A 23,531-nucleotide genomic window follows, 5' to 3' on the forward strand; every position below is an offset into this window, starting at 1 on the left:
CAGCCTTCTGTGTGTTATTTTTCTTTGACTTTTTTACCCGAACGATTCATTTCAGGCCAGCCCCATGGACTCACTTCAACCATAATGTCATCTTCAACGGGCCCATTTTTACATACATCATCTTGCCCAGTGATACGTAACGGAAGTTGCTCTATGTATGAGGTGAGTAATAACTCATACTGATACTTAGCAACGGGGGATGACATGTCCAGATTCCACACCAAACTTTCAGGGTTTGCTACACAACCCGCAAATGATGATTGGTCTTTCATGACATTTAAATAAACATAAACAATATGATCGTTATATGCCGAGTCAGAGCGTAGGTTTAAATTTTTTACCGTGCCATAAACGTCATTGCCTGCAAAAGCCGATAATGAAGTCCCCGCCAGCAAAGCCAATAACAACAATTGTGCTTTCATAATTCCAATTTCCTTCGGTTATTTATTATTATCAGCACGAAAAAACATCCTTTTTGACGTTAACTACCTTCGCGCTGATTAACAAAGATACAATAACAATGGGGGAATAGCGATATTCAATCATTTTCAACAGCTGTTTTTTTAACCATTAAATATACACAAAATCCTTCATCCTCTGGATAAAAATAACTCACTGGTCAGAACCCCTTTTTAACCCTATAACACGTGATATCAATACTATGTTATTGATTTAAATTTGGTGAGCTATTGGCTCGCCGTTATTTTGGGCCAGTTGATCTTTCAACTTTGTTTTGCAGCAGTTTAATTGACATTTATACAAGGCAGAGCCTGCGTAGCATAGTGATTCTATGTGAGTCAGGCGACTACTTAGCAAAAATGCCAATCCAGCGCTGCTGTTCGGGTTCCTCCCTGTGCGCTTTGTGCATTGTTGCTCAACTTTTGCTTAGGTTACTGGGCAGCAAGTCGAGCGCCGCGCTGAAAAACCACTGAGGGGAACAAAAACCAAACAGCAAAGATCAACAGGCCCTAGTTTCTACTATCAGGAATTACCATGCTAAAAACTTTGATTGTGGTTGAATCTGAACAAGCCGCAGCTGAGTTTGGCTTAGCGAATGTGCTAAGTTTTGAACAATATTTACAAGACTATCCAAAACGCGATGAACCCAAAACCCGCGTTATCAATTTGTGTGCAACCGGCCAATACCTAAGTAAAGGGTATTATTGCTCATTGCTCGCCGAGGCACGCAAGCACGTGGTTCTACCCACAGTAAAAACCATCAATGCATTGCGTACTGAACACATTGAGTTTTCACTGTCACTAAACCAGAAGAAGCTATTGGAGAGCGAGCCACAATGGATCTTCTTTGGTCAATCCGCTTATACTCATTTAGCACCGTTGGCAAGTACTTTGTACAAACGCTTTGCGGCTCCGCTACTTTGCATTCGGTTACTTAGCGATGGGCGTTTATTGGCTGAGCAAGGATCCATTTCAGAATTAAATGAGAGCCAAAAGCAGCTGTTATTAACCACAGTTCAAGCACTTAGTGAATCAGCTTGGAAGCGCTCTAGCAAACAATTACACGCGCGATGGGAAATGGCTATTTTGGTTGATCCACAAGAGCCTTCTCCTCCCAGCGATGAGGATGCCATTGCTAAGTTTGTCAAAGCTGCAAGAAAAAATGGTATTCATGCACAAGTTAAAACCATTGAGACACTCGATGATATTAACCAATATGACGCTTTGTTTATTCGCCAAACGACAGCCATTGACCATATTACTTATCGCCTAGCGAGTAAGGCAGAAAGCGCCGGTGTCGTGGTGATGGATGATGCAACCTCTATTTTGCGCTGTTGCAACAAGGTTTATTTACATGACGCTTTTAGTTACTCAAAAGTGCCGACATTAAAAACGCATGTAGTCAGTGATGCAACTTTGGATACCCTAACACACTTAGAGCAGCTGTTTAGTTACCCAATGGTGTTGAAAATGCCCGAGGGGTCATTCTCTCGGGGAGTATACAAGGTTCAGGACCGCGAACAATTAACCGCTCGACTGGAAGATTTATTAGCTGAAAGCGCATTAGTGCTGGTGCAAGAATATTTATACACCGATTTTGACTGGCGCATTGGCGTACTCAATGGGCGAGCAATTTACGCTTGTCGCTATCATATGGCGAGAAATCACTGGCAAATTTACAATCATGATTCCAAGCGCTTTAGCTCTGGTGGCTTTGAAACGCTACCGACATTTGAAGTGCCAAGAGCTGTGCTTGCAGCCGCATTAAAGGCATGTAAGGTGGTTGGCAATGGTCTGTATGGCGTTGATATTAAAGAGGTCAACGGTAAAGCCTATGTGATTGAGGTGAATGACAATCCTAGTATTGATCACAAAGTTGAAGATGCTTATTTAGGTAATGAACTGTACATGTTAATCATGACTGAGTTTGTAAGGCGCCTAGAAGCTAGAGGCAAATATGAGTGAGTCAGCCACGCTCAGAACCGCAATTCTGAGTGACTTACAGGCGCTTATTAAAGTAGAGCAAAGCTGTTTTAATACCGACCGGCTAAGCTCGCGAAGCTTCAAACATTGGTTACAAGCGCAGCATGCTTTGTTTATTGTTGCCACGCTGCAACAAGAAATAGTTGGTTATGGTCTAGTCTGGTGTCTAAAAGGGACCAGACTTGCGCGGCTTTACTCTTTAGCAGTTCTTCCCTCTCACAGAGGGCGAGGGATCGCACAAAAGTTACTCAATGAACTGGAGCACCTGACTCAACAAAGAGGCCGAGCTTACTTAAGACTAGAAGTTTCAGCCTCTAACCATGGCGCCATTAAACTATACAAAAGTATGGGCTATCAGGTTTTTGGGGCTTATAGCGATTACTATGGCGATGGCAGCGAAGCGCTGCGAATGCAAAAGCGCGTAGCAAGGTTTGATGGTAACGGCGTTGCATTGCCAATCCCTTGGTACAGACAAACAACAGAGTTTACCTGCGGCCCTGCCGCATTAATGATGGCAATGCAGAGCTTACACAGTAGTATTGAACTCTCACAAGCTCACGAGCTGGAATTATGGCGCACAGCGACCACCATATTTATGACCAGCGGTCATGGTGGTTGCCACCCTATTGGGCTGGCACTTTGCGCGATTCAAAGAGGGTTTCGCGCACAAGTGTTCTTAACTCAACTCACTCCGCTGTTTTTGGAAGGGGTCAGAAGCGAAGAGAAAAAACAAGTGATGCGCACGGTACACGAAACGTTTATGACGCAAGCTAATGAATCTGGCTGTGTACTTCATGAGTCATCATTGGAGTTAGAACACCTATATGCTCTACTCAAAGATAATCATCGGGTGGTGATATTAATTAGCACTTACCGATTAGATGGGAAGAAAGCCCCTCACTGGGTGTGCGTCACAGCTATTGATGACAACTGCGTTTATGTCCACGATCCTGACCTAGATGCTGCTCAGCAATCTATCGATTGTCAGCATGTACCTATCGGCAAATTAGAGTTTGCGCGAATGGCGACATTTGGTAAAAGCAAATTAAGAGCGGCTATAGCGATTTGTAATAACGCTCGGTAAAGCTGCGTAAATAGAAAAAGAGCGCCTCTAATTCGGCGCTCTATCGCTTATCTCATCACTTACTTAATGATAAGCTCATCTTCCATTAGGTAAATTTCATCAGGGTTAGTTAAAGTTAAAACTTTAACTGCCATTGTTTTACCTGCCGCGTTTTGACACTCTAAAATTTGATAAATCACAGGCTGTGTTGCTTCTGAGTTATCAACCGTTACGTTAGTTGAAAATACGTCAGAGTGGAAATTGCCTTTACCGTCTTTTCCATGGAATAAACCAAGCTCAACACCACGATTAGATAGAGTTTTACAACTACCACCATTACCTTGGTTGTTTACGTTTAATACGCTAGTTACTTCATAAGCGCTATGGTAGCTGTATGCTTGAGAGCGATAAACAAACTCACCTCTAGGCTCTGCTTTAAGTTCCCAATTCACGATTGGTGCACCAGGTACATTAACCATTACATCATAATCTTCGCCTTCTGCTGTAGTACAAGATACAACTAGACGCTTATTATTCGTTAGAAATTCTTCTGGAATATCTGCAGATGCTTGTTGGATAAATACCTGCGCAGGCACTCGAGTTACGTTAGCGTGAGCGATTTGCTGACCAGTAGTATGGTCATAAATATTACCGTAAGAACATGAATCGCCGTTAGCACGCGGGTGCAGATAAACATTTAGGTGATGAGCGAATTCACTGGTAATAATCGAAGTTGCAACAGGACCTTGACTATATTCAGTAACACGTTCGAAACCATCCGTGTCAAAAGCTTGATTCGGTAATGCCATAGCACCACCACAAACGAATGCAGCTACTAGAGATAAAGCCATATTAAACTTTTTCATTTCAAATTTTCCTTTTATGTTTCAATTAGAGTTTGCTATGTGTTTCGGAATTGGGCCCTTTCCTTTGCTAGCGAGACGACAATAAATCCACATGACAACGCTGTCAATGACATTTATGTTAATTTTGATGATTTAAATCAAAATTTAATAAATAAACTTTATTTATGTTAATAAATAATTATAAAAGATTGAAAAACAAACAAATTTAGTTTTAACAAAAACAATATTGTCATCAGGTTTTTGGTGTCTTTAGTAAGCAATTGTGTTTATATCGTGTAACTTTTGTATAATCGAATGGTTTTATGTTGTGTGTGGTGATTTGTCTTTTTACTGTTGAACTGAGGTTTCATAAGTTCGCAAAGTACATAACACGCTAACTAGCAGTAATAGAGGGTGGTTTTTAGACGTTACGGCTGCTGTAATGCTGTAGTGAGGTGGTTATGATAAGAAACAGGCTCTCAAACTCAATATCGAAAGCCTATTTGTATCTTTAAAGTCAATCAGGTGCTCTAGCGCGATGCCAATTTAAATATACTGGCAATAAAAGAACGTAACATGTACCACAACCTGCGGTGGAGCCGATATCAAAATCACGGCGCAGTAAATTTGCATCTGTAAACTTCTCTTTTAAAACGGTGTGATTAAGTTTCTGAATGCTGCTAGTCAGGTTTAATGTTTCAAAATGATTAAGTGGTATTGCGGATTGGTATAAAGCATGATGAAAACGTGCATTGTTCTGCTCAACACTTAGCTTGGTGCCTAAAACAGTTTGGCACATTCCACCATGGGCGACCAAAAGGTCCTCAATTTTTATCATTACAGATTTCGCTTTAAACCAATTACCTAACACTGTAGCTGACGAACATGCCGTATCGAATGAAGCTAAGCTCTCAACAGCAAAAAGCTGCTCCGCTTTAACACGGCAAAATTTTCCATTTTGGAAACTTTTGAAGCAAATACTACACGCGCTCACTTCACCCAAGCTGTAATAAAGTACTTTTACCCCATCATAATTCGCTTATTGCGCTATTGTTTAACTTATTTCACGCAAAAGACCCTCACTGTGCATTCTTAATGCATTGATTTTATTGGGCAATGATAATTAAAAAAGAAATATGTATCTATTCGTAAAATATCGTGTATAGTGTTCTTAGCTCAAAAGGCAGAGCTATTAATCAAATATTTAGTACAAGCTTTTCTCAGTTTATTTTCGATTTTATTCGTCATAGTTACCCTGCGATACCTTATCCTTCATTAAAGATTTAGTAGCTTACATTTCAATTTTTAAATATATCGAGGTATATATGTCAAATAAAACAACTGGTTTAGTAAAATGGTTTAATGAGTCTAAAGGCTTTGGATTTATCACTCCTGATAATGGTGGTGCAGATGTGTTTGTTCATTTCCGTGCTATCGCTTCAGATGGTTTTAAAACCCTAGTTGAAGGTCAAGCGGTTGCTTTTGAAGTAGAGCAAGGCGCTAAAGGCCCTCAAGCTAACAACGTTACTTTAGCGTAACTTGTTATTAGAGAGATATTGCCGTAAAAGGAAATATCTCTCTAAATAAATTATTATAGAACGAACCACTCTACTCTACTGCAAATTTATTTATAACTAACCAGCTCTTTCCTTGCAAAGAACCTATTTAAATAAATAAAACGCCTTAATTTAAAGTAAATTTTTTACTCTTACCAATATAAAGCATCAAGGCAGTAACGTATACGTAATTAACACGTCCTCCCCCAATTTAAGAGAAAGCTATGCGTAAACCAGCTAGAAAAAATGCAAAAAAAATGCGAGAGAAAAACTTTGAAGAAAGGTATGAAAAAATGGTTGCTGAATACCGCCTTGCAAAAGAAGAACTTGATTCTTTAGATGAAGAAAGTGAAGAGTATCAAGTACAAAAAGGTAAGTGTGACAAGCTATTCGCAAACGCAGAACGCTATATTAATACTCGCTAATCTTTCACTAGGTAAAGACGTACTAAGTTTTTATTCGCTGCCAGGGCCATATTTTTTCTGTTCAATCAGGTCTTCTGTTAAGAGTTGTTATTTTGTCTATAAATAGCGGCTCTAGAAAAGATACTTCTGCGTCAACTTATTAATGAATTTTTGCTTAGCAAGTAAACACTTTCCCATTAATACCAGTCAGCTCCTGAATTAATATCAAAGTCACGAACACTTATATTTGGATCTAAAAACTGCTCTTTTAATGCTTTATGCATCAGCTTCTGGATGTTGCCCAAGGTGAGAGCATACTTTGTTAATGACTGTTAACCGAAGATAAGTTCTGCTCTGAATTCATCGTCAAAACTGGCTCGAACACACTTGCCACGTATCGAATCTTTACGGCCTGTGTGTTGTTTTACCAGATTGCGAACAACCCGTCTGAACAGCGCCATATTCTCCGCTGAAATCGGCTCACTGATCTGACAAGCGTCTTCCTTAAACACGACATCCAATACCCAATGCTGTTGGTTCTCTATGTGCCAATGATGGCGAATCGCTTTTTGCAACATCTGTGCATCTGGCTCGACAGAAGCAATATAAAAATGCGTGTCTATTTTTGTTGTTGAACCAGACTTACTGTGTCTTTCTACTGCGACTAGCGAAGTAAGCCTAGGCCATTTTTCTTTTATTTCTTCAGGCAGTTTGTCTGCTCTCAGAGCATAAGTAATGCGTGTTTCCTGACGTCCATGGCCACTGCTGACTTGTACATCTTCAGGCAAATTCTCCTCTTGTTCAAAGGCTGCTTCAAAACATGAAGCAACTGCTCTTTATAAAGAGTTTTTTGATTTGCTTTGACTTGAACCAAGTAGTCAGCCTCTCTTGAAATCAGTGCTGAGAGTGTCGCTTTCTGACAATGTAACGCATCTAATGTGATGATAGAATCTGAAATATCGAGCACATCTAATAAGGCCCTAACTGCCGGTATTTCATTGGATTTACTTTCTACTGTACGCTGATACAAAGTTAAACCAGACTCACAGTCAAAAGCGGACACCAAGTGTAAGTTATCCTCACGTTTCTTACTGGCACCGCGCAAGGTTTTGCCATCAAACGCAATGATTGGCTTACCTGACTGAGACCGTTGCTCGTTGACCCAACTGAACAAGGCCAAAACCAACGAATCAGTCTCCAGCGTTGGAATACCGTGTTTAAATGCTCTGAACTGCCTGAGCCAGGGCAGTTTACTGTTCCCGAACACCTCGATATCTTTCCAGCCTTCACAACCGGATAAAACTGCCGAGATGATAAGAAACAAAACATCAGCAAGATCATGATGTTGATTAATGGAAGAACGCTTATCTTCAACAAGTTCAAGGTGGCTAAATAACGACACAGTTAACAAGTAGATAGTGATAATGTGGGCGTTATTAGATCAGAAAAGAAGCGGGTGTTAAAGCCTTTTTACAAAGTGCGATCCCGCCGTGGGATGTTGCCAGATTCAATATACAAGCTCTCCCCAGTCACTTCAGTATTAACTGACCTTGCCGTCATATCTTGCTTGCAGTTTATCGACATGGGTATGGCCTCTAATGAGGTAGTCTACGGCAAAGTGCTGCTCAGAACCAACTCGACTAAAATTACCTTCCAAAATGTACTGCTTATGGTTGCCTAAAATGTAATGTAACTTACCACCAGCTGCCTCAGCCTGCTGAGCTGGCTCATAAAGTTTTCAAAGCAAACCATAAGTATCGCGCCCCTTATCTACTGAATCCCCGATAACCACGAAATGACCAGAACCAAAACTCCAATCCCCCTGTTCATTCAGCAAGCCAAGTTCTTTCCCCAGTTCACAAAGAATTGTAAATTTCCATGCAAATCGCTGGTAAACAGCAGCTTTTCAGGCATTGGATAGGCATATAATGATTCTTTATTAGGGTTTTCCGCAACTTTAAAATCGTACTGTGCGCCATTGCATGCAAACTCAATGAGTTATTTACGATTGCTTCTGAATATCCTTGGTTTTGGCAATACCAATGTCCAACAAGTCCACCATCAATAATGAATAATCAGGCCCTGCAAAGCGGGAGAGAGCAACTTGGGTTCTGACGCATGAGCCGCATAATCGGCCCTCACTCTGATGTAGTTTGAACCCAACGGTAACTCTAAGGAGTTATATACGCCACTCGAGGTCAACGTCACTTTTGATTGGGAAACCCAAATAACAAACAGGACTAAGATTGATACCGTAACAAGTGTTCGCCACTTAACTAGTTTTAAAAAAGACTTTTTCGGCATTGTATGTTCCTTATTTACACACAAACTTCTTAACCGTAATAAAATAGACACAAATATCACAAAGAAACTCCAGTCTTTTTATTACGTAACTTTTTAAACTCAACTCAAGTAACCAAGTTAGCGGCTAGGGTCTGTTCAATTGCCCTTGGACAAGGTACCCTAATAATGACCTATAACAATAAGGTCCTAGTTATATAATTAATAAGGATTATTATGAAAATTTCATTTCAAAAGAAAACGTTAAAAAATCTCGCAGACAATGCTGTTATTTTGAAAAAGCAAACTAAAGACATCGCAGCAGCCGGCACCACTTGGTGCCACAAGACTAAGTATTTTGGTACCTATTGCTGCTAAGCTATCACCAACCTCACCACAACTTTTTCATAGTCAACTTGTGAGCAAGTGTAAGTGGGATTAATAAAGGACAACCGCCTTTTATGCTGGCATGTTCGGTGCTAAGCAAGTTCAACCAGCTCATTAAAGCAGTTGCCCTTTTATTTAAAGATTACATTATTAATGAAGTACACAGTGAAATTGCGGGAAAGAAAATGAAGGTAACGACCATAATAAGAGCCGTCATTGCCACATTATTGCTTTTGTCTATCATCTTCGCTATTTCATTCTTACTCTCGCTAGATAATAGTCAGCCAAGGCAATCTGCCGCTGAAAATGCGATATCTCATGTGGACAAAACACCTCCCCTTTCAGGTGCCACAAGTGACGAACGTATCATTCAGCCATCGGTGATACCCAAAATGCAGAGTAGCTGTAAAGCTTATGTTCGGGCGTTAAAAAGTTCACGTAGATTGCAAGCCAACTTTGTCAGCACAAAAGCTATCTCATGGTATTTTGAAGGTGTTGACAAATATAAAATTGCGCATACTTTAGCCGCAAATTTTGACTATCAGACTGCCATGCAGTGGCTGGAGAAAATAAATGGTCTATCTAAATACCATGCACAAACACCAGCTCAGGTTTCACAAATAGAGCAATTAAGTTTTGGTACACAAGCTCCCTTAACGCTTCACTCTATGTTGAAATTGATTGAGAGTGAACTAGGGCCTAACGGTGAAAACCTCAACCTGCTGGTTAATAGTTACCCTGATATTGAATATCAAATCCGCCTCAGCGCACTATCTCAAGCACTCCAAAATGTCGACTTTCAGCGTTCTTTTAGCGCGATTCAACAACTAAAACCCTTTGCTGATAATCCATTATTTTTCGTTCACCCGATAAAACACGAACCTGGGGTTTTTATACTCAGTCAATTTCCTAAACCACAAGCAAAACAGCTTTTAGCTGCTATGTTTGATTTAGCTCCCGTGTATTTAGATCCCCGAAACCCAGGTTCCAGTTTAACCCTACAGGCTCTGGTAGCAATTGATAACGACAAATCGAATTGGCGTACTAAAAACATCTCACCAAAGATGTTTATATCTGACCCTGAAGTTCAACATCGCTTGAATGAGTTATCACAACATTATTCAGATCTAACACCTCCACGTGTGGAAGACTATTGTACATCGGAAATACATGATTCAGACATCACACTAAAAAAAGTGCATGCTAATGAAGTCAATAAAACACTATCACCAGCTTGGCAAGCTATCAAAAATCATGAGTGCCCCAGTACACACTTTATGACTCATGCTATGTCTCTTGCCACAGCACTAAACTCTCAAGGCATTAGCCTAGATGCGCTTTCCAGTTACAACGATATAATTAATCAAAACAGAGAATTAAACCGAGTGCTATCTACGTTAAGCCACTCAGAAAAAGGGACTTTTGCAAATTTAATCTACGCCAACCAAAAATATACCGAACAACAGGTCGAAAACCTGATTAACGCTAACTTAGCACCGCTAGATAGTGACTTTTACTTGTTGATTTTTAAACTGCCGATAGAACAACAAAAACGGTTATTGTCCAAGCAAATGTTCAAGCTCAAAAACTCTAATTGGTACGGCGCATCTTTGATTACACAAGTATTGACTAAAGGTACCGATAGCAACGTGATTGATGAATTAATACCTTTTTTGTTATCACAAGGTGCTTCACTAGTCGGTAGCGAAAGTGACATTGATCCCTTGTGGTTTGCAATCAACAACCTGACCGCAGCACACTCAGAGCTACCGGTTAATGCATTATCTAGCATTATCGAAAACACCCAACTGAATGAAGTTCACATAGATGCCATGTACAAGTTAAAGCAAAGGAATATGAGTTTATACAACCAGTTAATTGAACAGTTTCCCTCATTACATTTTGATAAACCTAAAATGCTGATAGACATAACTTGTCAAAATCAATGAGCGGTTTAAGCTCTCAACCACAAAAAGTTTGCTTACAGCGTTTAGGAATACACATTATCCTTCGCTGTCAATCACAGTAAAAGTTCTTTCAATAAAGCGTCTAAATGCTTTTTCAGGCACAAAATCAGCTTTATTTTCCGCGTTGAACTTACCTAACAGGTTTTTGATACTTTCTTCATTCATGACCTGTTGAACCGACATTCCTTGTTCTTTTAAGGCTTTTACTCTGTCAAACCATACAAGAGTATTGTTTCTGAAGCTGCGTAGTTCTGCTTTACCCGAGGGTTTACCATGGCTGGGAATAATCGTACTGTACTCATCACCCAACGCTAAAATTTTCTCAACAGCCTGCTCAAACCCAGATATTCCTCCGGTATAAAATGTAGGGTGCCAACTGGTATCATAAATATCACCGACAAAAATACTGTTACTTTGACGATGAAAAAAGACTTTGTCCTTCGCGGTATGTGATTTCAGCAGCAACACTTCAACTTCGGGCAAACGCGCTACACTTTCAATGACTGCACCACCTAACTTAACGAAATATTCATTGCCCCCGGTGTGATCAAAGTGCTGGTGAGTATTTAAAATGTAACGTACGGGTGATTTTGTTTGTTGCCGAATGATCTGATGTAATTTATCTAAATTTTTATCCCCAGGCATTGGGTCAATGAGCACGACACCCTCATGCATTTTTATCAGCCCTATGTTGGTGCCGTAGCTTTTCTCAGTAATGATAAACACATTATTTGACAGGCTCGTAATTTGGAAGCTTGACGCTTCTGCCAATACACTTGCAGAGTAAAAAGCAGCAGCAATAACCAGTTTGAGTCTCATAAAACACCTTCCCTACTGTATTGTTATTATTAATTAAAAGTACTAATTGAACTTCGAAGCAATACGTTATTCAAGCTAGCTCGGATATCGTTACCAGCCTTGATACGACCGGCCCACCAGCTTTTAGGCACAACTTGAATTATCCTATCTGATATTTTGAATTGGCATCTTCTGTCGGATATGTACCGTTATAAAAACACACGTAACTAGTGCTCGTAAAAAGTCATTATTTATCCCTGCACACCTTAGACCTATCCTATTTAGCTTTGTAGATTAGTATGTAAGCAGAGCTGTGCTGACACTCCAGCGATAAAGTCTGCATGCTGAGTAAGATAAATACTCTGCAAATAAAAAACCTGACGTTTAGATGATTTCTAACTGATTAGTTAAAAGCTCCGTCTAAAGATACGATGCAAATGCATTTAAAGTTATAATAATTAGCCCGAGCTCTGCAGTACTTCTAGCATAACCTGCTTAGCTAGCGACTCAAGGCGATAATTTGAGAAAAAGCCATGCCATAACTTAGGTGCTTTGTTGGTCAGCAACACTATCGCCATGTTTTTCTCTTTGCAAATCATTACCATGGAGTGTTGTCCGAAGGTTCCACCGTTATGCCAAGCAAACTGACCAAGTTCATCATCGTAACCAAGCGCCCAAGCCAGTCCCAAATCTGCAAATTTTGGCTCAGCAAAAGTTGGCGCAGTTGCTTCACTCAATCGTTCTTTCCAACTCTCTCCAGTACAGCCTAAATGAGCTTTTAAAAACAGCAGCATGTCATCAACTGTCGAGCGCCACACGCCAGCAGGCTCCATTCCACGCCATTGAAAATCAGCAACCTCACAACCCGAAGCTCTGTGACCTTTGACTAATCGCTGCGATTTATAAGCGCTTGAATTGACATAGGTATCTGTCATTTTTAGAGGCTGTAAAATAGACGTTTGAACAGCCTGTTCATAACTCACGCCAAGGAGATCCGCCAAAAGATTACCCAATAGTGCCATACCAAGATTTGAATAATTAAACTTACCCGGCTTTGGTGGTTTTTTTATAGATTGTAAAAATGCATCTAGATCTGAATGACTAAAATCGAGAATATTATTGATTACCTTATTCTCGGAAAATCCGATTGTGCTGATTGGATTTGCAGGTAATCCTGATGTATGGGTAGCGAGTTGCTTTAACGTAACGTCTTTTAGAATGGGTAAGTCAGGACGAAACTTTCCTATTCTATCGTCAATATTCACCACCCCTTGTTCGGCTAAGATCAGGAGCAAGCTCGTTGTAAGCGTTTTTCCCACAGAGCCAATTTCAAATACATCAGCCTGACCATCGTTATCATTCCCAAAGGAAGCACGATATTGCGCCCCATTGTTCCAAACCGCGATATCTAGCTGCGGTGGTTTTGTTCGATTAACAAATGCATTAACTATATTGTCGACTTGCTGTTGCACATTAAGCTTCCTTTTATGCAAACTGCTGGAATACCAATCTCACTTATTCCCAGCATTTAACCCCTTGCTCACTCACTGTCGGAGAGTAAGCATGCGCCGCTGTCCACGCAATCGAAAATGGTGATAACGCCTGCTTAGAGTCCCTTTGTTGGTCAAAACGATAACTGAAAAGCCCTCATTGAGCGCTTCAATATAAGCAGTGCCAGAGTAACCTCCATGGGTGAGATAAAGGCTTTGCTCTACCACTTGAGCCGCCCTCAATGTATCACAATGCTTTTCAGTTCTACTTGGTTTTAGCGAGACCCAACTCAACTTTATTTCTTCCTTTGAGTTGGGCTTTGATATCTGCGGAGGTGAGCTACTTTTTCACCCATTTACCATTTACTTGAATGTAATGGCCTGGTTCGGTTTTGGTGTAGGCTTTTTTGGCTGCCAAGGCTTCCACTTGTGCCAGCGAGATGCCATTTTTCTTTGCCAATTCCTGATACTTCGCTTTGCGCTTAGTATTAACTTCATCAACTAGTTGTTGCACTTCCGCACCACCGGAAACTACAGCTACATAACCTGAGGTGTTTTCACCGACGAGGCCTCGTGATTTTGCCTCATCAAGCGACATGGCATAGACAGCAAAACTCATGGCAATGGCACTTAGTACAATGAATAGTTTGGTTAATTTCATACGTCCTCCTTAAAATAGCTCGCTGTCTTCACTGAAAAGATCGTCTAGCTCTTTGTCTACTTTGACGCGAATTTCATGATCAACTTTTACGTTTAGATTTATAGTAATAGGTTCTTTGGTTTCAACCTGAACTCGATGAGTGCAGGCGCTTAGGGTGATAACCCCAGCTAAAATAATGATCCATTTCACTTACTGTTGCTCCTCTTGGTTTAACGCTTTTTCGACTTCTCGCGTAATTTCGTCACTAAGACGTAATGCACGCAGTAAATCAAACACATTTTCAGAATGGGTATAATTAAAGTTTACAGGTTGTTTTTGCGCCTTGTTTACTCCAGTTATACGAACCCCTAAATCCAACCAACCATCAGGTGAAAGACTAACATCGCTAACTAAGCTTTCTACCGTTAAATCGTCTAGTACACCAATAACGTTTTGTAAGCTAGGCTGTTGCTCCTTTAGGGCGTTTATCGAGGCATTGTTTTCAACTCTCAGTACGCCCTCCCCGTGATTCTCAATTTTTCCTTGCTTAATACGAACCGTTTTTCCGTCCAAATGAACTGGCAAATTCCCGCTAATTCTCCCTCTCAACTCCACCCCGACATCACGACCCGCTTTAGCTATGTCATCAAGGCTCAGACGCTCAAGGTTGACTGTCACCGTTTGTGGCTGCTCAGATAAAAGTATATTTTCAACGGACACCTTGCCGCCAAATACCTGAGCTTCAATCTCTCGTAACGCAAAGTTACTTTCATCGGAGTAGAGTTCTGCACTAAAATTATTCAAAACCGCTCCGGAGCGAATTTCTTGAATCGTCATCTTGGTCGGAAAAAGTTGAATATTAGCTGAACTGAGCTGTCCCTGAAGCGGTAAAATTACATTTCTTAACAACCTATCTTGGTAAAGCACCGTCACATTTTCCATCATGCCGTTAAATTGATATAAACCGCTTACCAAATCCCCTGCAATCGTTGCCGATAAACTACCATCAGAGAGCTGTAACTCAGGTAACCATTGTTTCACTAGCGGCTTGATGACATCGATAGACTGCATAGGTATTCGCACCGTTATTGGTTGCGACTGTTCTGAATATTGATGTTCAAGTAACACTTTCACGCCACTGGCATTTATCACATGACTGGATTTTATCGTGCGATTTTGTGAGGCTTTGCTGATTACCTTCAGATCCTTAACAATCATTTTTGGCGTGACAAGTTTGGCGATAGAGGTGTTGCCAGACAAAGTCGATAAAAACTCACCAGCACTGAGATCGCCGGCCCAACTGATCTGTTGGGTGATTTTCTCTATCGCCGCCAAATCGTGACTAAGTTTTTCACTTCTTAGATCTGACGTGATGATAAAATTGCCATCAGGCTGCAATGATAAATCCGCTTCTAGAGTTAGCCACTGTCCTTGTAATTGCTGTATTTTAAGTTGCTCTATTGAAGCTCTCACAGGTCCAGAAACGCTAACACCTTCAGGAATACCTGCAACTCGTTGATGGCCTCTTAACACGCTCGGCATATCTAACACAGAAGTTAACTCAGCCTTGAGCTCGAGTTGCTCAGCAATAATATCTTGTTGCATAGCGGAACCTATTTTCAGTTGTGGTTGCAGTGTTACATTCAGCGTTTGCTGAGGATTGCCACGCACAACAAATTCGCTGTCGATATTTACTTGCGCAAGCTCCATAACCTCATTAACCAAAAAGCTATCCACTTGACTGTTAATCTCACCTTGGATTGCAATAGCTTTGCTCGCTAGTTCGGCTTTTATCTTTGCGCTATGTTGCCCAAAGTGCTGACTTTGATGCGCCAACGAGAACGTGGTGTTTAATTTTCGCAGTGTTAAATCAAGCTCGACATGCTCAGCGATAAGGTCAGTGTTCGACGAAGATAACCGAACCGCGTCCGTGGTTAACTGAGAAGGGGAAAACTCAATTGGCTGTGGGGCCATCAATTGCCAAGTGAGTTCGTTTTTAATCGGTGTTGCTTGCAAGCAGTTGGGTGCTAGTTGTAGTGCAATAGGTTCGATTAGTGTTAAGAGCCCAGCTTGAGTTGCGAGCTGGTAACTGGCAGTTACTTCACCATCAAAATCTAACTGAGCTTGGCAAGATAAACCCTTGAGGCTTTGCTTTGCGACGGTGTGGACAGTTCCCTGAGTGGTAACAGTCTCACCATCAAATTGCACCGCTAACACTCCACTTAGCGTTTGTATTTGCGTTGGTAAAAACACCTTAACAACTGGGCTCGCCAAAGATACCATCGCAGAAACCTCGGTGCTTTGCAATGCTACCTGTGCTTCGATATCTCCGCTAATTTCGAAGTGATTTAATCTCGGCTCACTAACACTAAGCGTAATAATTTGCTCAAGCCAAGGCGTCTGCAAGGTCAGTTTATCGATAACTACTTTTGGACGTTGAAACAACACAGGAATGGTAACGGTTGGCTTACTCTGATTTGATTGGGTAGATGAACTATCGAGCTTCACGTTTATGCGCTCAGCAACAAAATCCGATTTATCTAGCGTTGCTTGTTCTACGCGTATCTTGATCCCTGAAGCGTCGAGACAAAGAGTATCAATAGACAACCTAGACCACCCAGCAAAAGACCAGTCTAAACAGCTTATCTGAACGCTTTCATCATCTATCACTTTTGTCATAAACCAAATAGACAGCGGTAAACGAAACAAGTACAAGCTTGTCATTACAACTATCAAAACAATGGTGATCCTTACCCACTTGTTCATTTCTTTGGCTCTTTTTATGACATTTAACACAATATTGTCGATAGTACTTTAGCTGTTATTCAATAGCCAAATTGTACGCATTAAAAAAGCCGCATGACGCGGCTTTTTTTGTATGATTTTGTTAAGAAACAGACTTTCTCGCGTTTCTAAACATGCGCATCCATGGGCTATCTTCTTGCCACTCATCTGGGTGCCAAGAGTTCGCTACTGCACGGAATACACGCTCAGGGTGCGGCATCATGACCGTTGCACGACCATCTGTTGACGTCATTGCAGTGATCCCCTCCGGTGAACCATTCGGGTTCGCTGGATACTGTGTTGTTGGATTACCGTAGTTATCAACAAATTTCAGCGCTACGTTACCAGAAGCCAATGCTGACTGAACCGCCGCTTGGTTAGCAAACTCAGCGTGACCTTCACCGTGAGAAACCGCGATAGGCATGCGAGAGCCAGCCATGCCATCAAAGAATACTGACGGGTTTTGCTGAACTTCAACAAGGCTGAAACGTGCTTCAAAACGTTCTGACTTGTTGGTTACGAAACGAGGCCAATTCTCAGTGCCTGGGATCAGTTCTTTCAATGTCGACAGCATCTGACAGCCATTACAAACACCTAAGCTGAAGGTGTCATCACGATGGAAGAAGCCTTGGAACTGCTCACGCGCTTGTTCATTGAACAAGATTGATTTCGCCCAACCTTCACCAGCGCCCAATACGTCGCCGTATGAAAAACCACCACATGCCACTAAACCTTTAAACTGCTCTAGTGTTAAACGCCCTTCAAGAATGTCGCTCATGTGTACGTCGATTGCTGCAAACCCTGCGCGATTAAACGCAGCCGCCATTTCAACGTGAGAGTTAACACCTTGTTCACGCAAGATAGCAACTTGAGGTTTAACACCAGTCGCAATATACGGCGCGGCAATATCTTCATTTAAATCAAAGCTTAGTTTTACGTTTAAGCCCGGATCTTTTTCATCGAATTTAGCGTCAAACTCTTGCTTAGCGCACTCTGGGTTATCACGCATTGCCTGCATTTGATAAGTGGTTTCAGCCCAAATGGTGCGTAGTTCAGTACGTGTATGAGCAAGTACTTCTTTACCCCCACGGCTAAATACAACCTTGTCATCCGCGTTAAGCGAACCAATGCGGTGTGCAATTGCACTTATACCGTGCGTAGTAAACACAGCTTCGACGTCTGCAAGGTCGTCGTTGCGTACTTGGATCACCGCACCTAGTTCTTCGTTGAATAAGACTTCAAGATCAGAGCCTGTTAACGCATCTAATTCAATGCTCACACCGGTGTGGCCAGCAAAGGCCATTTCCGCAGCTGTGGTAAATAAACCACCGTCAGAGCGGTCGTGATAAGCAACCAATTTGCCAGCTTCAACCAAAGCTTGCATCGCGTTGTAGAAGCCTTTTAATAGCTCTGGATTATCTACATCAGGAGTCTTATCACCAAGTTGTTTGTATACCTGCGCTAAACTTGATGCACCTAGACGATTTTGACCAGCACCTAAATCAAGTAGCAATAAGCTCGTTTCGCCTTTATCAGTACGAAGCTGAGGCGTCACGGTTTTACGAATATCTTCAACACGGCCAAACGCTGAAATGATCAATGACAACGGAGCGGTTACTGACTTCTCTTCGCCATTTTCTTCCCATTTGGTTTTCATCGACATTGAGTCTTTACCAACTGGGATCGTTAAGCCAAGCGCAGGACAAAGCTCTTCACCAACGGCTTTAACCGCTTCATATAGACCGGCATCTTCACCAGGGTGGCCAGCTGCCGCCATCCAGTTTGCAGACAACTTAATGTTGTTCAAGCTACCAATGTTCGCTCCGGCGATGTTAGTAAGTGCCTCACCAACTGCTAAGCGTGCAGAAGCACCATAGTTAAGCAATGCTGCAGGTGTACGTTCACCCATCGACATTGCTTCACCGTGGTAAGTATCGTAGGTGGCTGCCGTTACGGCGCAGTTTGCTACTGGCACCTGCCAAGGACCTACCATTTGGTCACGTGCAACTAAACCCGTCACCGTTCTGTCACCGATGGTGATTAAGAACGTTTTCTCAGCAATTGCAGGTAGACGAAGTAAACGCTTTGCTGCGTCGTCTAATTCAATATTGCTAGTATCAAGTGCTTTACCAACCACGCGCTTTGACTCTACATCGCGATGCATTTTCGGCGGCTTGCCAAGTAACACATCAAGCGGTAAATCAACGGGGTTGTTATCAAAATGACTATCAGCAACCGTTAAGTGACGTTCTTCAGTCGCTTCACCAATCACGGCAAACTGAGCACGTTCACGCTTACAGATAGCTTCAAAACGAGGGAAGTCTTCAGCAGCAACCGCTAACACGTAACGTTCTTGTGATTCGTTACACCAGATTTCATGCGGTGCCATGCCCGGCTCATCATTTGGAATGTTACGTAGCTGGAATTTACCACCACGACCACCATCATCGACTAACTCAGGGAACGCGTTTGACAGACCCCCTGCGCCCACATCGTGAATAAACGCAATTGGGTTTTCGTCACCTAGTTGCCAACACTTGTCGATAACTTCCTGACAACGACGCTCCATTTCTGGGTTTTCACGTTGTACCGATGCAAAATCTAAGTCTTCGTTTGATTGACCCGACGCCATTGAAGATGCTGCACCGCCCCCAAGACCGATGTTCATTGCTGGACCACCCAATGCAATCAACTTAGCACCGACTGGTATCTCGCCTTTTTGTACGTGATCGGCACGGATATTACCCAAACCACCCGCAATCATAATTGGCTTGTGATAACCACGGACTTCTTCACCATTGTGGCTTTCTACTTTTTCTTCGTAAGTACGGAAGTAACCTAGTAGATTTGGACGACCAAATTCGTTATTAAATGCCGCACCACCTAAAGGGCCATCGATCATAATGTCTAGCGCGTTAACGATACGACCCGGTTTACCAAAGTCGCTTTCCCACGGCTGCTCGAAACCAGGAATACGCAAGTTAGAAACAGTAAAGCCAACAAGGCCTGCTTTAGGTTTTGAACCTCGACCTGTCGCACCTTCATCACGAATTTCACCACCAGAACCCGTTGACGCACCAGAAAAAGGTGCAATCGCCGTTGGGTGGTTGTGGGTTTCCACTTTCATCAAAATATGAATGTCTTCTTCGTGGTACGTATATTCACCGTCAGGATTTGGGAAGAACCGGCCCGCTTTTGAACCGTTCATTACTGCTGCGTTATCTTTATACGCAGAAAGTACATTATCACTGTTGGTTTCGTAGGTGTTTTTGATCATTTTGAACAATGATTTAGGCTGCTCTACGCCATCAATTGTCCAATCTGCATTGAAAATTTTGTGACGACAGTGCTCCGAGTTCGCTTGGGCAAACATAAATAGCTCAATGTCGTTTGGATTACGGCCAAGTTTTACAAAACTGTCAACCAAATAGTCGATTTCATCATCAGCAAGCGCGAAACCTTGTTCAACGTTTGCAAGCGCTAACGCTTCTCTACCACCGCCTAGGATGTCAACGGATGACATTGGACGCGGTGACTCAGTGCGGAATAGCTGCCCAGCATCTTCAAGTTTGCTGTGAACTGATTCAGTCATACGATCATGTAACAGCTGAGCGACTTGCTCCAACTGTACATCGTTTAGTTCACCCTCAACATAATAGGCAATACCACGCTCTACACGGTGTACTTGCGTTAGGCCACAGTTATTTGCAATATCCGTCGCTTTTGAAGCCCAAGGAGAAATGGTACCGATACGCGGCGTAACTAAAATTAATGTGCCTTGAGGTTCATGCTCCACAATAGTCGGACCGTACTTTAACAAACTATTTAGCTTGGAAAGTTCAGCTTCCGATAACTCCGCAGTCAGGTCAGCAAAATGCATAAACTCAGCATAAACGCCTGAAACTGGTAAGTTTGCAGCAGTACATGTTTTAAGGATCTTTTGGACTTTGAAATCAGAAAGTGCAGGTGCACCACGTAGGATCAACATAGGTATTTCATCCGGGGTTAAGGATTGAACGATATCTTGGGCGCACATTATAGTGGAAATGCGCTCCAGATTTAACTCTATTTTGTCAAAACACGTAAATAACCTCAGCTGCACATAAGCGAATTTGCCCAATAAAGCTATTTTGCCACACTCTCTTCGTTGTTTTCACTCGTAATAGCCAAAGCGGTATCTTAGTTTTGGATTCCCAAAACCCTTATACACAGCTGAGGTTAAATAATCACCGAGCTCGAGATTTTTGCTTTTACCCCACGGCTGAGTTACCGTAGAAGTTCACCAAGTGACAGGTAAACTTTGTATATGATAAGACTCGTTTTTGCTGTTCTATTGTTGATACTGATGGCAGGTTGTGACAAAACGCCACCAAATCAGCTGCAACGTGTAAAGCAAAATCAAGAGTTAAGAATAGGTACGCTTGCTGGGCCCGGTAACTATTACCAAGGCCCAAACGGCGAGCAGGGGTTTGAATATGAACTGGCCACTGAATTTGCAGAGGAGTTAGGCGTTAAGCTCAAGATGGTGCCTCACTTTAGCTTAGATGAGCTCTTTTCGCGTCTTGATTCAGGCGACCTCGACATTGTTGCCGCTTCAACTAGCTTTCATCCATCGCGGACTAAGCAATATCGTTTTGGTCCTACTTATCGAATGATCAGTCAAAAGCTGGTGTATAAACAAGGTCGAGAGTGGCCTAGAGATTTCGACGACATTCATCACCCTATCACTGTATTAGCAAACAGTAATCACGTTCTCGCTCTTGAAACTGCGATCGAAGACTATCCGCATCTTCAATGGCATACGGTTGCTGATAAAGGCGAAGAAGAACTGTTACAAGCCATCATTGATGGTGAAATCGACTACACAATCACCGACTCTCATACTCTCGCGTTGTTTCGCCGCTACCACCCCACGGTAAGCATCGCGTTTTCTGTCTCACGCGATGAACACGTTGCTTGGATGATGAGGGCAGAAAGCGACGATTCACTCTACTCGCTACTTATTCCATTTTTTGCCGAAGCGCGAGAAAACAACACGTTGGCAACGCTGGAAGAAAAGTATTTCGGGCATGTGGAAGACTTTAACTATGTGAATACTCTGGCTTTTGTCGAAGCCGTACATGAAGTACTACCAAAATATCTGAAGTGGTTTAAAGAGTACTCCGCTGAAGAAAATATCGACTGGCGCCTGCTCGCCGCGGTGAGCTATCAAGAGTCGATGTGGAACCCTAGAGCTAAATCCCCAACAGGCGTGCGTGGCATTATGATGTTAACCCAGCCGACCGCTAAACGCGTCGGAGTAACCAACAGACTAAAAGCCCAACAAAACATCAAAGGTGGGGCAAAATATTTGCGTATTTTGTTCAACCGTATTCCTAAGGATATCCCTCAGCCAGATCGCACTTGGCTGGCGCTTGCCGCTTATAATGTAGGCTGGGGACATGTCCGGGATGCACGCAAAATAACAGAACAACAAGGAGCTGATCCCAACAATTGGGCAGATCTTAAAAAACGCCTACCACTACTAACAAAAAAGCGCTACTATCGAAATACGCAATACGGATATGCCCGTGGCGACGTCGCGGTGACCTACGTAGATAACATACGGCGTTATTACGATGCCCTTGTCTGGCTAGATGAGAATGGAGCAATGACAACAAGCACGGATGAGTAACCTTCTTTTTATACTCAGCGCAAAGCGACCCATTCACTTCAGCCAAAACTGGCTTCTCTTTTGCAGCATTTTATTGGCTACAAAAAGCAGCTTGAAACGCGTGTCCAAAGGTCATAAATACGTCACACGCATACTGTAAAAATTAGTCTAAAAATCTCTCACAATTTCAGGAGGTTCTGATGTTAAGAAGACGTCGAACTCATCAATTTAAACGCAATACACGATTCACGACGCCTAATCGTCGTCGTATTATGTTAAAAAATGCCCATCGAAAAATGTTATTGCGCCACAGAATCTTCGCACTCATCCAAATGGAAGAGCAACGCGAAAACAACAAAGTGGCTGCTCAGCCGTAACAAGTAAATTGTGCTTTGCGGGCGTACTGCCCGCCAAATCCAACTCAGATTTTCAATGCTTAGTTGATCCAGCTTGCGCTTGCTTTTTAAGTGCTTTAATTTCTTTGCGCCTGCGTTTGAAAAACGCAGATAGTTTATTGCCGCAACGCTCTGCTAACACACCAGAGGTAACCTCAACTTGATGGTTAAGTTTCGGATCTTGTAGCAAATTCATAATAGAGCCAGCCGCTCCAGTCTTCTCGTCACTTGCTCCGAAAACTACCCGCTTCACTCGGCTATGGACCAATAAACCTGCACACATAGGACAAGGCTCAAGCGTGACGTACAAGGTACAATCAACCAGACGATAATTATTCAGCGTTTTTCCCGCTTCTCTAATTGCTACCATTTCTGCATGCGCTGATGGGTCATGTTCTGAAATCGAACGGTTCCAACCGATACCAACTATTTGCTGGTCTTTAACAACCACAGCACCAACAGGGATCTCATTTTGCAGCTCAGCTTTATCAGCGTATTGCAACGCCTGCTCCATCCAATATTCATCATCTACTTCGCGCGACATTTTTTACCATCTAACCTCTTTAATTCCATTGATATTATATCAGGGTTAGATGATTAATTTGCAAAACCGACCTATAACTAGCTTTATGGTTAACTAAAGAATGTATTTATTTTCGATGTACCCACTGCCTCATAAAAAATCGAGAGTAAGTTTATATTTTGGCTACAAATTACGTGTTTTTATGCGAGTAATTACTAATTTTCGCAATTTTGCCGTGGCTCACCGATGTGGATTTAAGCTATAATTCGCCGCTTTTTTTATTTCGTACGCTCAACACACACGG

General features: G+C 42.2%; 19 protein-coding genes and 1 pseudogene. 8 read left to right on the top strand and 12 right to left on the bottom strand.

Annotation, left to right across the window (positions count from 1 at the left end; translation table 11 throughout):
- Window positions 1-14 precede the first annotated feature (14 nt).
- Window positions 15-422 carry a hypothetical protein gene (locus tag ACSLBF_RS13780; RefSeq protein WP_440053931.1) on the bottom strand — a complete coding sequence of 136 codons (408 nt, stop codon included), beginning with the start codon at window positions 420-422 and terminating at the stop codon, window positions 15-17.
- A gap of 571 nt (window positions 423-993) precedes the next feature.
- Here ACSLBF_RS13780 and ACSLBF_RS13785 point away from each other — a divergent pair.
- Entirely contained in the window at window positions 994-2,424 is a 1,431-nt protein-coding gene (locus ACSLBF_RS13785; RefSeq protein ID WP_440053932.1) for a RimK family protein, read from the top strand.
- The gene (locus ACSLBF_RS13790; RefSeq protein ID WP_440053933.1) at window positions 2,417-3,526 is read left to right on the top strand and encodes a GNAT family N-acetyltransferase/peptidase C39 family protein; all 1,110 of its coding nucleotides are present in this window, start codon (window positions 2,417-2,419) and stop codon (window positions 3,524-3,526) included. Before ACSLBF_RS13785 ends, ACSLBF_RS13790 begins: the two co-directional genes overlap by 8 nt.
- Window positions 3,527-3,585: 59 nt before the next feature.
- Here the strand turns inward: ACSLBF_RS13790 and ACSLBF_RS13795 are convergent, their stop codons facing one another.
- Both ACSLBF_RS13795 and ACSLBF_RS13800 read right to left on the bottom strand, forming a co-directional pair.
- Window positions 3,586-4,371 carry a hypothetical protein gene (locus tag ACSLBF_RS13795; RefSeq protein WP_440053934.1) on the bottom strand — a complete coding sequence of 262 codons (786 nt, stop codon included), beginning with the start codon at window positions 4,369-4,371 and terminating at the stop codon, window positions 3,586-3,588.
- Between the two features lie 496 nt (window positions 4,372-4,867).
- On the bottom strand, window positions 4,868-5,188 hold the full coding sequence (locus tag ACSLBF_RS13800; RefSeq protein WP_440053935.1) for a hypothetical protein: 321 nt from the start codon (window positions 5,186-5,188) through the stop codon (window positions 4,868-4,870).
- Window positions 5,189-5,675: 487 nt separating this feature from the next.
- Here ACSLBF_RS13800 and cspE point away from each other — a divergent pair, with 487 nt between their 5' ends.
- Together cspE and ACSLBF_RS13810 are read left to right on the top strand one after the other, a co-directional pair.
- A complete protein-coding gene (cspE, locus tag ACSLBF_RS13805; RefSeq protein WP_440053936.1) occupies window positions 5,676-5,888 on the top strand; it encodes a transcription antiterminator/RNA stability regulator CspE in 213 nt (70 codons plus the stop codon).
- A gap of 242 nt (window positions 5,889-6,130) precedes the next feature.
- Entirely contained in the window at window positions 6,131-6,331 is a 201-nt protein-coding gene (locus tag ACSLBF_RS13810) for a hypothetical protein (protein ID WP_440053937.1), read from the top strand.
- Window positions 6,332-6,642: 311 nt separating this feature from the next.
- Here ACSLBF_RS13810 and ACSLBF_RS13815 read toward each other — a convergent pair.
- A pseudogene (locus ACSLBF_RS13815) lies at window positions 6,643-7,712 on the bottom strand (ISAs1 family transposase).
- A 659-nt stretch (window positions 7,713-8,371) separates the two neighbouring features.
- The gene (locus tag ACSLBF_RS13820) at window positions 8,372-8,614 is read right to left on the bottom strand and encodes a hypothetical protein (protein WP_440053938.1); all 243 of its coding nucleotides are present in this window, start codon (window positions 8,612-8,614) and stop codon (window positions 8,372-8,374) included.
- Window positions 8,615-8,827: 213 nt separating this feature from the next.
- Between ACSLBF_RS13820 and ACSLBF_RS13825 the strand changes: the two genes are divergently transcribed.
- Both ACSLBF_RS13825 and ACSLBF_RS13830 read left to right on the top strand, forming a co-directional pair.
- Entirely contained in the window at window positions 8,828-8,968 is a 141-nt protein-coding gene (locus ACSLBF_RS13825; protein WP_440053939.1) for a hypothetical protein, read from the top strand.
- Between the two features lie 83 nt (window positions 8,969-9,051).
- The gene (locus tag ACSLBF_RS13830) at window positions 9,052-10,926 is read left to right on the top strand and encodes a hypothetical protein (protein ID WP_440053940.1); all 1,875 of its coding nucleotides are present in this window, start codon (window positions 9,052-9,054) and stop codon (window positions 10,924-10,926) included.
- Between the two features lie 54 nt (window positions 10,927-10,980).
- On the opposite strand, the gene ACSLBF_RS13835 is transcribed toward ACSLBF_RS13830, so the two are convergent.
- From ACSLBF_RS13835 to purL, 6 genes are all read right to left on the bottom strand, one after another.
- On the bottom strand, window positions 10,981-11,763 hold the full coding sequence (locus ACSLBF_RS13835; RefSeq protein ID WP_440053941.1) for an MBL fold metallo-hydrolase: 783 nt from the start codon (window positions 11,761-11,763) through the stop codon (window positions 10,981-10,983).
- Window positions 11,764-12,200: 437 nt separating this feature from the next.
- Window positions 12,201-13,214 carry a serine hydrolase domain-containing protein gene (locus tag ACSLBF_RS13840; protein ID WP_440053942.1) on the bottom strand — a complete coding sequence of 338 codons (1,014 nt, stop codon included), beginning with the start codon at window positions 13,212-13,214 and terminating at the stop codon, window positions 12,201-12,203.
- Between the two features lie 358 nt (window positions 13,215-13,572).
- Complete coding sequence (locus tag ACSLBF_RS13845; protein WP_440053943.1) at window positions 13,573-13,893, bottom strand: YdbL family protein; 321 nt, start codon at window positions 13,891-13,893, stop codon at window positions 13,573-13,575.
- Between the two features lie 9 nt (window positions 13,894-13,902).
- A complete protein-coding gene (locus ACSLBF_RS13850) occupies window positions 13,903-14,082 on the bottom strand; it encodes a YnbE family lipoprotein (RefSeq protein ID WP_440053944.1) in 180 nt (59 codons plus the stop codon).
- Complete coding sequence (locus ACSLBF_RS13855) at window positions 14,083-16,638, bottom strand: YdbH domain-containing protein (protein ID WP_440053945.1); 2,556 nt, start codon at window positions 16,636-16,638, stop codon at window positions 14,083-14,085.
- Between the two features lie 121 nt (window positions 16,639-16,759).
- Window positions 16,760-20,644 (bottom strand): phosphoribosylformylglycinamidine synthase, encoded by a 3,885-nt coding sequence (purL, locus tag ACSLBF_RS13860; protein WP_440053946.1) that lies wholly within the window; start codon window positions 20,642-20,644, stop codon window positions 16,760-16,762.
- 318 nt (window positions 20,645-20,962) lie between these two features.
- On the opposite strand from purL, the gene mltF reads away from it, so the two are divergent.
- Both mltF and ACSLBF_RS13870 read left to right on the top strand, forming a co-directional pair.
- Window positions 20,963-22,330: a membrane-bound lytic murein transglycosylase MltF gene (mltF, locus tag ACSLBF_RS13865; RefSeq protein WP_440053947.1), complete on the top strand. Its 1,368-nt coding sequence runs from the start codon at window positions 20,963-20,965 to the stop codon at window positions 22,328-22,330.
- A 179-nt stretch (window positions 22,331-22,509) separates the two neighbouring features.
- A complete protein-coding gene (locus ACSLBF_RS13870; RefSeq protein WP_440053948.1) occupies window positions 22,510-22,686 on the top strand; it encodes a hypothetical protein in 177 nt (58 codons plus the stop codon).
- Window positions 22,687-22,738: 52 nt separating this feature from the next.
- Here ACSLBF_RS13870 and tadA read toward each other — a convergent pair whose 3' ends face one another.
- Complete coding sequence (gene tadA / locus ACSLBF_RS13875) at window positions 22,739-23,248, bottom strand: tRNA adenosine(34) deaminase TadA (RefSeq protein ID WP_440053949.1); 510 nt, start codon at window positions 23,246-23,248, stop codon at window positions 22,739-22,741.
- Window positions 23,249-23,531: the final 283 nt, after the last annotated feature.

Source organism: Pseudoalteromonas sp. T1lg65 (assembly GCF_051930985.1).
GTDB lineage: Bacteria > Pseudomonadota > Gammaproteobacteria > Enterobacterales > Alteromonadaceae > Pseudoalteromonas.